We start from the raw sequence: 13091 nt of genomic DNA, 5'->3' as shown, positions 1-13091 counted from the left end.
GTCCGGCGCACTCGCCCTCCCAGGGCGCTCCCGAGGGTCCCGGCGTGCGGGCGGTCGGCGACTGCGGCACGCTACAGAGAGGTTCGGCGAAAGGACGCAGCGTGGCCGACGGCGGCAGACCGCCCCGGCCGTCCGGGCGAGGCAGCGCGGACGGCGCCGGGCGAGCGCACCAGCCGGCCCCGCGACCGGGCGCGGAGTCCCGGACGCGGCGGCCGGCCCGGGTGGTCGTACGGCGGGCACCGCGTCCGCACCGCGACAGCCCCTCCCCCGGATACTCCGGCGTGGAGCACGGGACCTGCTGACGCGCGGCCGCCCGCAGGCGGAACCGCACTTCGGAATCGGGGGGCAGTCAGGAGTGATGCGACATGAGCTTCGACACCGAGCCCGCGGCACCTGCCCCGCAGGTGCGGCACTGGCCCGTCGACGACCTGCCCGCCCTGGAACCCGACCCGTTCCTGGACGAGGTGCTCCGGGACGAGCCGGTCACCCGGATCACACTGCCGTACGGCTCCGGGGACGCCTGGCTGGTCACCCGCTACGAGGACGTCCGGTTCGTCACCTCCGACCCGCGCTTCTCCCGCGCGGAGCTCGTCGGGCGCTCCGTGACCAGCATGGCGCCGCAGGCCGTGGCCTCGCAGACGGCCGGGCTGCAGTACATCGACCCGCCGCGGCACACCCGGCTGCGCCGGGTCGTGGCCCGGGCGTTCACCGCCAGGGGCATGGACCGGCTGCGCCCGCTGGCGGAGCGCACCGCGGAGCGGATGCTCGACGGCATGGAGCAGGCCGGACCGCCGGCCGACCTCATGGAACACCTGCACACCCCGTTCCCGATCGCCGTCGTGTGCTTCTTCCTCGGCGCGGACGAGGACGACTGGCGCGACTGGGCCGGCAACTCCGAGGCGCTGCTGTCCAAGGACCCGGACGGCGGTGACCGCAACCGGGCGGCCCGCGAGGCGACCCGCGGCCGGGTCGTCGATCTGCTCGCACGGCGTCGCGCGGAGCCCCGGGAGGACCTCGCCACTGTGCTGGCCCAGGCCGCCGCTGCGGGCGAGATCAGCGACGACGAGGCGGTCTCGCTCGCCATGGCCGTCTACGTCAGCGGCGGGCACGCGGTCCGCAACAACAGCGGCTCCATGATGTACGCGCTCCTGACCCATCCGGCCCACCGCGACCGGCTGCGGCGCGACCCGGCGCTGGTGCCGAAGGCGGTGGAGGAGCTGTACCGGTTCGTGCCCCACCGCAACGGCGTCGGGATCCCCCGGATCGCGACCGAGGACGTGGAGGTCGGCGGCCGGCTCATCCGCCGGGGCGAGGTCGTCTACAACGCCTATGTCGCCGCCAACCGCGACCCGGCCGTCTTCCCCGACCCGGACGCTCTCGACTTCGGCCGCGACGGCGCCGGTCACCTCGCCTTCGGCCACGGCCCGCACTTCTGCCTGGCGGCCCTGATGGCCCGGATGGAGGCCGAGGTCATGATCAGGGCCGTGCTGGGCCGCTTCCCGCGGATCCGGCTCGCCGTGGCGTCCGAGGACGTCGAGTTCCAGCGCGAGGGTCTGATCCGCGGGCCGCGCGTCCTGCCGGTGACCTGGTAGCCGCGCGGCGCCGGTCGGGGCAGGCGCGCGTCCGCGTGACCGCCGTGCACGCGCGGCGCTCCCCGGTGGCGGCCGGGCCCGCCCGGAGCCGGGGTGGACCGCCGTGCCGGCGGTCTCCGCCGGCTCGGTCGGGCGCCGTGGCGCGGACCGCGGGGGTGCTCGTGGACGAGGCGCGCCGGGCCTCGCCCCGACGCGGGGAACGGCCGGCGCGTCCGCGCGCGAGGAACTCGGCCCCGCCGGCGCGGGTGGGCCCGGCGCTGACGGGGTCCGCCCTCACGCCGGTGCCCGCCGCCTCCCGGGCGGACCCGCGGCTCACCGCGAGCGGCGCGGTCCTCGGCATCCCCCCGGTGGATCGTCCCGGCGGGGACGACGACGGCGCAGTCGCCGGCGGCGTACGGCAGCCGGGCCGGCCGCGCCCGGTTCCCTCACGCGTCGTCCAGCCGGCGTATGTCCTCCTCGTCCCACGCGCGTGTGTCGCGGGGTTCGACGTACGGCTCCGCCTCCGGCGGGTTCCCGCCGGCGATCGCCCGCTGCCGTGCGGTCTCCGCGTCGAACTCGAGGCCCAGCAGGATCGCCAGGTTGCTGATCCACAGCCAGACGAGGAAGACGATGACGCCGGCCATGGTCCCGTAGGTCTTGTTGTACGAGGCGAACCCGGCGACGTACAGCGCGAACCCGGCCGACGCCAGCAGCCACAGGAGCAGGGCGAGGAAGCTGCCGGGGGTGATCCACCGGAACCCCCGGATCCTGGCGTTCGGGGTCGCCCAGAACAGGATCGCGATCATCACGGTGACCAGCACGACCAGCACAGGCCACTTGGCGATCGCCCAGGCCGTCAGGGCGGCGTCTCCCATGCCGAGGGCGTTCCCGGCACGCCGGGCGAGGCCGCCGGTGAACACGACGATGAGGGCGCTGATCACGGCGAGCACCATCAGGACGACCGTCACACCCAGGCGGACCGGGAGGATCTTCCAGATCGGCCGGCCCTCGGGGACGTCGTAGACGGCGTTGGCGGTGCGGATGAAGGCGGCGACGTAGCCGGAGGCCGACCAGACGGCCAGCACCACACCGACGACGGCGAGGACGGAGCCGGTGCCCGCGCTGCCCTGCAACTGCTCCACCGCGCGCGTGAGGATGTCGCGGGCCGGGCCGGGCGCGAGGTGCTTGAGGTTGGCCAGCACCCTGTCCGTGGCGGACTTGCCCGTGATGCCCAGCAGGGAGATCAGCACCAGCAGCGCCGGGAAGAGGGACAGCACGCCGTAGTAGGTGAGCGCGGCGGCCCGGTCGGTGAGCTCGTCCTCCTTGAATTCGCGCAGCGAGCCCTTGAGGACGCGGCCCCACGCCGCCTTCGGCAGCTTCGTCGGGGAGTCCGGGGCACGCCGCTCGACCTCCGGGCCGGGCCCGGCTTCCTCCGGTGACGGGGGCCGGGGCTCCCGCGCACGGTCGCCGTCGCCGTCGTGGTGGTCCTTGTGCCCTGGAAGATGCAGTCGCGCCATGTCCTCCGGGTACCCCCGCAGACGCGGATACGCAGCCGGTGCCGGGACCGGGGCGGTTCTCCGCCGGGCGGCCTCGTGTCGCGGGCCGCGGCCGGCGTGGTCCGGCTCCCCTCGCCCCGCGGGAGCCGGGCCGGGTGGAGCACGCGTCCTCCGGCCCCGCAGCAGCCGCCTGCGGCGGCCCGGCCGGACCGCTCTCCAGGCCGGCCGGCACGGGACGGCGGCTACAGCCCGGCCATGCTGTTACCGGCGCCGCGGCCGACGGCTGGCTCGCCGGCCGGGAGGCGGGCGGGGCAGGCGGCGGGCGCGGCGGTCAGCCGGGGCAGCAGGCAGGTCCAGAACTCCACCATGCGGTCCTCCGACTCCGGGTCGCGGTCCGGGCCTCCGAGCCGCTCGAAGCCGACCGTCGCCGCCACCACGACCGTGGCCACGCCCTCGGGCGAGACCCCCTCCCGCAGTTCCCCGGCCTCGTGGGCCTGCCGGGCCGTGTCGCGCACCCAGTCGCGCCAGGTGTCCAGCACCGCCGTCCCGTTGTGCCGCGCGGGGTCGGCGCTCAGTACGAACCCGGCCCGCACCACGGGATCGGCGGCCAGGGCCACCACCAGCCGGCGGATCCCGGCGACCAGCGTGCCCGCCGCACCCGCCTCCGTGGACCGCGCGCACTCGGCCAGCTCCCGCACCGAGTACGCGGCGGCGCACTCGATCTCGCGGGCGAGGGCGTCCTTGCTCGGGAAGTGGAAGTGCAGCGCGCCGGCGCTGACCCCGGCCCTTCCGCTGATCGCGGGCAGGGAGGCGCGGGCGTAGCCGTCGTGGGCGAAGGCCTCCGCCGCCGCGCGGACCAGGGCCTGCCGGGTGCGCACCGCCCGTACCTGCTTGACCATGTAGCCCTCCTCCTGGGCCGGCGCGGAGGCAGGCCACTCCTCGGCCCCGTAAACCGCACGTTCAGTATGTTTATGCCGGACGGGCACGGCAAGGCCTGCCGTCACACGCGGCGGGAAAACCCCGCGGGACTCTCAAGACCCCTCATGGCGCGGGGGGTCCGCCGTCGACTCGGCGGGAAAACCGCGCGACCGGTCGGCGAGGGGAAGGCGCGGGCGGTCCGCCGCCCGAACGGACGGCGGACCGCCGGCGGCCGCGTACTCAGGGGTGCCGCGGGCCCAGCAGCACCGGCAGTGACCGGTGGCCGTTCAGCATGAACGTGGGCAATGGCTCCAACTCCTTCGGCGAGCAGGCGAGTTCAACGGCCGGGAACATCTCGAAGAGCCGGGAGAGCGCGGAGGCCGCCTCGATCTCCCCGAGCGGGGCGCCGAGGCAGCGGTGCGGTCCGTGGCCGAAGCCGAGGATGTCCCGATTCCGCTCGCGCAGCAGGTCGAAGCGGTCGGCGTCGGGCCCGTGCCGCTCGGCCTCGTGGCCGCCTGCCGCGAAGTTGACCAGGATGCAGTCGCCCTTGCGGATCCGCACCCCGTCCAGGTCGATGTCCTCCACGGCGAACCGCATCGGCGCGTACGCGCCGGGCGTGTGCACCCGCATGGTCTCGGCGACCACGTCCGCCCAGGTGGCCCGGCCCTCGCGCACGTGAGCGAGCTGGTCGGGGTGGGTGAGCAGGGCGGCGGCCGCGTTGGTGATGAGGGTGGCGGTGGTGTCCTGGCCGGCGGCGATGAACATGAAGAGGGAGCCCAGCAGTTCGTCCTCGGTGAGCCGGTCTCCGTGGTCCCTGGCCGCGATCAGCGAGCTGGTGAGGTCGTCTCCCGGCCGCTCCCGCTTGACCTCGACCAGTGCGGCCAGCCGCCCGAAGGCCTCCAGCCGGGCCGCCTCCATCTCGGCTCCCTGGACGGTGGAGCTGAACACGGTGCTCAGCGCGGCGGACAGGGCGTCCGTCTCGGGTCCCCTCGGCACACCGAACAGTTCGCAGACGACCCGGAGCGGCAGCACCTCCGCGTAGGCCGTGCGCAGGTCGACTGGGGCGCCGGCCGGCAGGGCGGCGAGTTCGCCGAGCAGTTCGGCGGACAGTTCCCGGACGCGGGGCCGCAGCGCCTCGGAGCGCCGCGCGGTGAACGCGCCGGCCACCAGCCGGCGCAGCCTGGTGTGGTGCTCGCCGTAGGCGAACAGCATGTTCTCGTTGGCCACCCACGGGTAGAGCGGCCATTCCTCGGTGATCTCCCCCGCTATGAAGGGCGGCCAGTGCAGCCGCGCGCTGCGCGAGACGCGCGGGTCGGTCAGCAGCCGCTCCACGTGCGTCTGCCCCACGACGGCCCAGGCGAGGATGCCGCCGGGCAACTCGACCCGTACCGCGGGGCCCTGGGCACGCAGCGTCGCGGCCTCCCCCATGTGGTCCCGGCCCGTGAGGTCCAGTGCGTGCGGGCAGGTGGTCTGTTCCATCGGTGTGCTCCCTGGGTCGGTCCTGCATCACGTTGTGGCGTGGCGACGTGCCCATGGCAGCGATGCCGGCTCCCCCGCTCCGGGAGGGAACCGGCGGCCGTGCTCGGCGGAGGACCTCCGTTCAGCCGGCTGCCGGGGCCTCCTGCGGCTCCCCGCGCAGCTCCATGACCTCCTCGTGGACGCGTCTGCCCCGGTCGAGCGACATGTCCAGACGCACCAGGACCGCGGGGACGGCGATGCCGGCCATCAGGTGCCGGTAGAGGTCGACCACCCGCTCCATCAGGTCGGAGTGGTCGTTCATGATCTTGGAGAGGACCTGTGCACCGGTGAACGCCGCCACGAACGCCTTCGCCGCCGCGCGGACGTCGACCTGGGGCAGCAGCTCCCCGTTCGCCTTCGCCCGCTCCAGCAGCATGGCGTTGTAGTCGACCCAGGAGGCCATGGGCACCCGCCGGTCCAGCCCGTCCTGCGGTGAGCCCTGGTCCACGGTGAGACGGATGCTGCCGCGCACCATGGCGTCTCCCGAGCCGAGCAGATGGGCGAGCAGGAAGCCCGCGTCCAGCCCCTCCTGGAGCACCAGCTCCCGCGGCGGCGATGCCGGCACCGACTTGAGCTGGTCGGTCAGCACCGCCTGGGCGAGCTGCTCCTTGGAGGCGAAGTGGAAGTAGAGGGCGCCCTTGGTGACGTTCGCCCGCTGGAGGATCTCCGAGATGGTCGCGGCCTCGTAGCCGACGTCGGCGAAGACCTCGGCTGCCGCCACCAGGATGTTGCGCCTCGTCCTGATCGCTCGTTCCTGCAGGGCCACGGCACATCCTCCGCACTGGCTTCACGGACCCGTCGGCCATGAAAAGAAACCGACAGGTACGTATCGTGCCACCTCGGAAGATGCCCTTTCAACCATATGGATGCCTCCCCTGCACCGCGCGCACGGGCCCCCGGGCCGTCGCCGACGCCACGATAAAACCTGTCGACCGGTATCTCAATGCCCCGCGGAACCCGTCCGCACGGGGAGGAACACCGCGCCCGAGGGGAGTCGCGCATTCCACTCACGGCCGCGTCCGGCGGGGTCCACGAGGCACTCCTGTTCGGCCACCGTTGGCAGAAATTTGGCTTGATAAGCAAACCGGAAGGTCCGTATCTTCTGACTCTGCGCAACCCACCCTGCCGGATCCGCGACGACGGGAGAGGGCCATGACCCTTTTGACGCCCCAGGTACACCTCCCCCCTTCGCCGGAGGCCGAGGACCACGGCGAGTTGACCCGGCTCCTCTTCGACGGCGACGACCGGGAGCGCGTCCACGGGATGTGGCGCGACCTCATCGCCAAGGACACCTTCCGCCACCGCCCCGGACTCGGCGCCGCCGAGCGCGCCGCGCTCGCCTACGAGTGGCTGCGCCTGGTGAACGACACCGCCGGAGAGGCCGAACGGCTCGCGGACGATCCGCGGTTGCTGGCCGCGCTGCACGAGTGGGCGGCGATCGTGGACGGCGGCGGGGGCCTGTGCACGGTGGCGAGCATCCACTACAACCTCTTCCTCGGCAGCCTCCTCGACCACGGGGGAGCCGGGCACCGGGACCTGTCCGACTTCACGGCCCTGCGGCGTACCGGAACCTTCCTGTGCACCGAGCTGGACCACGGCAACGACGCCTCGGCGCTGGAGACCACGGCGGAACTGGACCCGGAGACGGGCGGGTTCGTGCTCGACACCCCGCACGCGGGCGCGCAGAAGTTCATGCCCAACACCAGCATGACGGGCGGCCCGAAGAGCGCCGTGGTCGCCGCCCGCCTCCTCGTCGGGGGCCGGGACGAGGGGGTCTTCCTCTTCCTGACCCCGCTGAGCGACGAGCGGGGACTGCTGCCGGGGGTCCGGGTCCGCCGGCTGCCACTGCGCACCGGGGCGCCGGTGGACCACTGCCTGACCGCGTTCGACCGGGTGGCGCTGCCGCGCGAGGCCCTGCTGGAGTCCGAGCACGGCCGCCTGGACGCCGAGGGCCGGCTGCGCAGCCGTCTCGGGAACCGGCGCAAGCGGTTCCTGCACTCCATCGGCCGGGTCACCACGGGCAAGCTGTGCATGAGCGGGGCCGCCGTCGGAGCGACCCGGGCCGCGCTCGCCATCGCCGTTCGCCACGGGGAGCACCGGCTGGTCAGCGGTCCGCGCGCGGGCGAGCGCATCCCGGTCAACGCCCACCGCTCGCACCACGGGCGACTGCTGAGGGGCGTCGCCACCGCCTACGCCATGACCTTCCTGCACCGTGCGGTGCTCGCCCGCTGGGCCTTCGGGCGCACCTCGGCGGACGCCGGGGAACGCGCCGACGCCGAGCGGCTGGTCGCCGTGGCCAAGAGCTGGATCACCTGGCAGGCCCGGGACATCACGGTCGAGTGCCGCGAACGCTGCGGCGCCCAGGGTCTGTTCGCCGCCAACGGCCTGTCGGAGTTCCCGCAGTACATCGAGGGCACCATCACCGCCGAGGGCGACAACCTGGTGATCTGGGTGAAGGCGGCCGCGGAGATGCTGTTCGAGCATCAGCCGCCGCGCCAGGACCCCGAACCGCCCGGTGGCGTGGAACGGCTGGCGGACGTCCGGCATCTGCGCGGTCTGCTCGCCCGGGCCGAGGCCGTCTGGCAGGACCGGGCGCGGGCCGCGCTGCGCCGGGGTCCCTCGGGTGATCCGGTCGAGCGGTGGAACGGCGCCTCCTCCGCCGCTCTGGAGATGGTCTCGGTGCACGCCCGGCTGCAGGCGGCCGACGCCTTCCTGACCGCGGTGGGCCGGGCGCGCAGCCCCGAGGCGGGCGAACTGCTGGAAAGACTGTGCCGGTTGTTCCTGCTGCAGCAGCTCGGCGAGTTCACCGGTGACCTGCTGGCCGACGGCCACCTCTCCGCCGACCAGGTACGCGCCCTCCCCCGGCTCCTCGACGACGTCCTGCGCGACCTCGCGCCGCACATGACCGAACTGGTCGAGGCGTTCGACCTGCCGAGGGAGTATCTCGACGGCATCCCGATGGCCGGCCCCGGCCCCGTCGCGCTCGCCGGCCACTGCACCGACCACGCTGCCGACGGCGTCGAGGACTGACCGGACCGGCGGGACCGTCCGCCCGGACCGGACGCTCCACCCGGCCGCGGGGCGGCGGACTCGCGGCGGCCGCGGCGGGATCCGGCGGCTCCCGTCCGTCGCGGGCGCAGAAGCCGCGCCGGACCGCCGCTGCGGGTTCCGTCCGCGCCCTCCACCGTCCCGCGTGCTGCGCGCCCCGCGCCCCCGCCGGTCCGCCCGGGGCGCACGGGCCGTTCTGCGGTTGGGGCGGGCCCGGCGCCAGGGGCAGCATGGAGGTACCGGTCCCCCGCGCTCGGAGTACGGCCCCCGACGACCGACCGGTGGAGGTGGATCCGGTATGGCAGTGGACTCCTTCCGCGCCGGCGACGAGCACAGCCCCGACCGGCCGCGCCCGACCGGCCTGCTGGACGTGCTCAGTGTGGCCGCCGTGGCGCTCGACACCAGCGGGCGCATCGTCTTCTGGACCCCGCAGGCCGAGGAGCTGTTCGGATACACGGCCGAGGACGTCCTCGGCCAGTACGCGGCGCAGCTACTGGTCCGTCCCGAGCACCTGCAGGCCGTGGTGAGCCTGTTCTCCGAGGTCCTGCAGACCGGCCGGGGATGGGCCGGCGCCTTCCCGATCCGGCTCAAGGACGGCAGCAGCCGGCTGACGGAGTTCCGCACCATGCGGCTGCTGAACGACGTGGGAGAGGTGTACGCCCTGGGCATCGCGGCCGACCACACGCTGCTGCAGCGGGTGGAGACCGATCTGGCCCTGTGCGAGCGGCTGATCAACCAGTCCCCGATCGGCCTGGCCCTGCTGGACCCGGAGCTGCGCTACCTGCTGGTCAACCCGGCGCTCGAGCGGATCGACGGTGTGCCCGCCGAGGAGCACATCGGGCGCCGGCTGCGGGAGATGCTGCCGTTCTTCGACGTGGGCACCGTCGAGTCCTGTCTGCGCCAGGTGATCGCCACCGGCCTGCCGCTGCTGGACCAGTACCACGTGGGCCTGCCGCCCTCCGACCCGGAGCACGAGCACGCCTGGTCGCTGTCCTTCTACCGCCTGGAGGACCCCGGCGGGCGGGTGCTGGGCGCGGCCACCTCCGTGGTCGACGTCACCGAGCGGCACCACGCGGCCGCCGAGGCGGACCGGGCCAGACGGCGGCTGGCGCTCATCGCGGACGCCTCGACCCGGGTCGGCACCTCGCTCGAGGTGGAACAGACCGCCCGCGAACTGGCCGACATCGCCACGCCGGGCCTCGCCGACGTGGTCGCCGTCGACGTCCTCGACTCGGCCCTGGCCTGCCGGCGCGTCCGCCGGCCGGACAACGGACCGGAGCTGTTCCGCGCCCTCGCGCTGCGGGCGGCCCACCCCACGGTGGCGCTGCGGGCCGCCGATCCGCCCGGCGACCTCACCTCCTACGAGGGTGACCGGCTGGTGACCCTGTGCGTCCACACGGGCCGTCCGGTCCTGGTCCGGCACGTCGGCGAGCGGGACCTGTCGCGCATCGCGCGGAACGAGGAGGCCGGCGCCTACCTGGCCCGGGCGGGCGTGCACTCGTATCTGGCCGTTCCCCTGATCGCGCACGGGGAGGTGCTCGGCGCCCTCGACCTCAAACGCACCCGCAATCCGCTGCCCTTCGACGACGACGACGTCGTGCTGGCCGGAGAGCTGGCCGGCCGCGCCGCGATCGCCATCGACAACGCCCGCTGGTTCCAGAGCGTGCGCAACACCGCGCTCACCCTCCAGCGCAGCCTGCTGCCCGACCACTCGGCCCACCACACCGGCCTGGAGCTGGCCTCGCGGTACCAGCCGGCGCAGGCCACCAGCGAGGTGGGGGGCGACTGGTACGACGTCATCCCGCTGGCCGACGACAAGACCGCACTGGTGGTGGGCGACGTCATGGGCAACGGCATCGACGCCGCCGCCACCATGGGCCGGCTGCGCACGGCGACCTGCGCCTACGCGGACCTGGACCTCGCCCCCGACGCGGTGCTCCAGCACCTGGACCGGATCACCTGCGACCTGGAGCACTACATCGTCACCTGCCTGTACGCCGCCTTCGACCCCCGCACCGGGCGGTGCACCGTGGCCAACGCCGGGCACATGCCGCCCGCTCTCGCCCGGCCCGGCCGGGCGCCGGAGCTGCTCGACCTGCCGGCCGGGGCGCCGCTCGGCGTCGGGGGCGTCGAGTTCGAGACGGCCACGGTGGAGCTGGGGCCCGGGGATCTGCTGGTGCTGTACACCGACGGTCTCGTGGAGACGCGGCAGCACTCCATCGACGACCGCCTCAACGTGCTCCTCGGTTTCCTCGACGAGCCGGAACGGCCGCTGGAGGAGACCTGCGACCTGCTGCTGTACGGCCTGCGGCATCCCGAGGACCACGACGACGTGGCCCTGCTCGTCGCCCGGGCGCTATGAGGACCGCGCCGCCGGGCGCCGGGCGCCGGACGCAATCCCCGCCCCACATGGTGCGGTTCGCCCCGCAATGCCACCCTGGGACGGGAGGTCTTTCGAGGAGCGCGATCCAGGAGGACGGATGGGACGGGACGTCCCGGCACTCGTCTTCACCCGTGAGGACCGGCGCCGGTACCGGATCAAGATGCAGGAGTGTCTCGACGTCTTCGCGCAGATGCTGCGCGATCAGCGCTTCGAGGCGGAGCGGCCCCAGGTGGGGCTGGAGATCGAGCTGAACCTGGTCGACGACGCGGCCGAGCCCGCCATGCGCAACACCGCGGTGCTGGAGGCCATCGCGGACCCCGCCTGGTCCACCGAGCTGGGCCGGTTCAACCTGGAGATCAACGTGCCGCCCCGCACGCTGACGGAGGGCGGACCCGACGCCTGGGAGTCCGAGATCCGCGCGGCGCTGAACCACGCGGACGAGCGGGCCGGATCGGTCGGCGCGCGCCTGGTCGTGATCGGTATCCTGCCCACGCTGCGGCAGGACGACATCGGTGAGGGGACCCTGTCCGAGAACCCGCGCTACCGGCTCCTGAACGACCAGGTCTTCGCGGCACGCGGCGAGGACCTGCGGATCGAGGTGGACGGCGTCGACCGGCTGCGGACGTACGCCGACACGATCACCCCGGAGGCCGCCTGCACCAGCACCCAGTTCCACCTTCAGGTGTCCCCGGAGAACTTCGCCGACTACTGGAACGCGGCGCAGGCCATCGCCGGGGTGCAGGTGGCACTGGCGGCCAACTCGCCGTTCCTGTTCGGCAAGGAGCTGTGGCACGAGACCCGGGTACCGCTGTTCGAGCAGGCGACCGACACCCGCCCCGAGGAGATCAAGGTCCAGGGGGTCCGGCCCCGGGTGTGGTTCGGCGAGCGGTGGATCAACAGCGTCTTCGACCTGTTCGAGGAGAACCTGCGCTACTTCCCCGCGCTGCTGCCGCTGTGCGACGAGCAGGATCCAGGTGAGACGCTGGACCGGGGGGACGTACCCGGACTGTCCGAACTGACCCTGCACAACGGCACCATCTACCGCTGGAACCGGCCGGTCTACGCCATCGCCCACGACAAGCCGCACGTGCGGGTCGAGAACCGGGTGCTGCCCGCCGGACCGACCGTCGCCGACACCCTGGCCAACGGCGCTTTCTACTACGGTCTGACGCGCGCCCTGGTGGAGGAGGACCGGCCGGTGTGGTCGCGGATGTCCTTCGCCGCGGCCGAGGACAACCTCCACACGGCGGCCCGGCAGGGGATCGACGCGCTGCTGTACTGGCCCGGCATGGGTGAGGTGCCGGTGCCCGAACTGGTGCTGCGCAGGCTGCTGCCGCTGGCGCACCGCGGCCTCGAGCACTCCGGCATGGACTCGGCCTGGCGGGAGCCGCTGCTCGGCATCATCGAGCAGCGCTGCGTCACCGCCCGCAACGGGGCGGTGTGGCAGAAGGAGATGTTCCACCGCATCGAGTCCGGCACCCAGGCCGGCCGACATGAGGCGCTGCGCCGGATGACCGAGTTGTACATCGACTACATGCACCTCAACGCCCCGGTCCACACCTGGCCGGTGGACTGACCGCGCCGCTCGCGCAGCGGGTCCGCCGGCGCCCGGCCGGTCACGGGCCGGGCTCCCCCGGCGGTGGCCGGCCGGGCGCCGCGGCATCCGTCGGGCGAGCCGCTCCGCGCCGTCCTCCACCTCCGCCCTCCCTCCCGCGCGTAAGGGCTGCGCGGTGGTCCGCAGGAGCAGGGCGTCCGCCCCGAAGGAGATCGCGGCCGCCGACCGGTCGGGCGCGCAGTGGGGACGCCCGGTGGACACGGACAGGCCGACGAGAAGGTGGACTCCCCACAGGACACGCGCCGCGGCGTCGGACACACGGCGGGCCGACGCGCCCCCGTGCCGGTTCCCTCCCGGCCGGGCGGGACGGCCCGGCCGTGTATACGGACGGACCCGATCCCAAGTCCGACAAAAGGCAATGAGTCCGGCTGCATGTCGGGAAAATGACGGGCGGCGCGCATTCAATAGGCGCCGCGGCGAACAACCGCCGGTTACCAGGGTCACGCACGGCCACCGGCACGCCGGCAAAAGAGACGGAACCAGCACCCCGGACCGGCTCGATACAGCCACTCCGCGCTGCAAACACTTCCCCAAGTCAGTGA

At 73.7% G+C, this 13091-nt stretch carries 8 protein-coding genes; 4 read left to right on the top strand and 4 right to left on the bottom strand.

Annotated features, from left to right (window positions below):
- Positions 1–365 precede the first annotated feature (365 nt).
- Positions 366–1592, top strand: coding sequence for a cytochrome P450 (locus MXD57_RS16145; RefSeq protein WP_250402136.1), 1227 nt, complete (start codon positions 366–368; stop codon positions 1590–1592).
- Between the two features lie 425 nt (positions 1593–2017).
- Here the strand turns inward: MXD57_RS16145 and MXD57_RS16140 are convergent, their stop codons facing one another.
- From MXD57_RS16140 to MXD57_RS16125, 4 genes are all read right to left on the bottom strand, one after another.
- Positions 2018–3088 (bottom strand): YihY/virulence factor BrkB family protein, encoded by a 1071-nt coding sequence (locus MXD57_RS16140; RefSeq protein ID WP_250402135.1) that lies wholly within the window; start codon positions 3086–3088, stop codon positions 2018–2020.
- Positions 3089–3309: 221 nt separating this feature from the next.
- Positions 3310–3966: a ScbR family autoregulator-binding transcription factor gene (locus MXD57_RS16135; protein WP_250402134.1), complete on the bottom strand. Its 657-nt coding sequence runs from the start codon at positions 3964–3966 to the stop codon at positions 3310–3312.
- A 259-nt stretch (positions 3967–4225) separates the two neighbouring features.
- Complete coding sequence (locus MXD57_RS16130) at positions 4226–5464, bottom strand: cytochrome P450 family protein (RefSeq protein WP_250402133.1); 1239 nt, start codon at positions 5462–5464, stop codon at positions 4226–4228.
- A gap of 121 nt (positions 5465–5585) precedes the next feature.
- Positions 5586–6269 carry a ScbR family autoregulator-binding transcription factor gene (locus MXD57_RS16125; RefSeq protein ID WP_250402132.1) on the bottom strand — a complete coding sequence of 228 codons (684 nt, stop codon included), beginning with the start codon at positions 6267–6269 and terminating at the stop codon, positions 5586–5588.
- A 386-nt stretch (positions 6270–6655) separates the two neighbouring features.
- On the opposite strand from MXD57_RS16125, the gene MXD57_RS16120 reads away from it, so the two are divergent.
- From MXD57_RS16120 to MXD57_RS16110, 3 genes are all read left to right on the top strand, one after another.
- Positions 6656–8533, top strand: a complete 1878-nt coding sequence (locus MXD57_RS16120; RefSeq protein ID WP_250402131.1) for an acyl-CoA dehydrogenase family protein — start codon at positions 6656–6658, stop codon at positions 8531–8533.
- 316 nt (positions 8534–8849) lie between these two features.
- The gene (locus MXD57_RS16115; RefSeq protein ID WP_250402130.1) at positions 8850–10913 is read left to right on the top strand and encodes a SpoIIE family protein phosphatase; all 2064 of its coding nucleotides are present in this window, start codon (positions 8850–8852) and stop codon (positions 10911–10913) included.
- A 118-nt stretch (positions 10914–11031) separates the two neighbouring features.
- Complete coding sequence (locus tag MXD57_RS16110; RefSeq protein ID WP_250402129.1) at positions 11032–12510, top strand: glutamate-cysteine ligase family protein; 1479 nt, start codon at positions 11032–11034, stop codon at positions 12508–12510.
- Positions 12511–13091 lie beyond the last annotated feature (581 nt).

This window comes from Streptomyces cellostaticus (assembly GCF_023630175.1).
Lineage (GTDB): Bacteria > Actinomycetota > Actinomycetes > Streptomycetales > Streptomycetaceae > Streptomyces > Streptomyces cellostaticus_A.
Note: the sequence above shows the minus strand (reverse complement) of the source record. Positions and strands in the feature narration are given on the sequence as shown.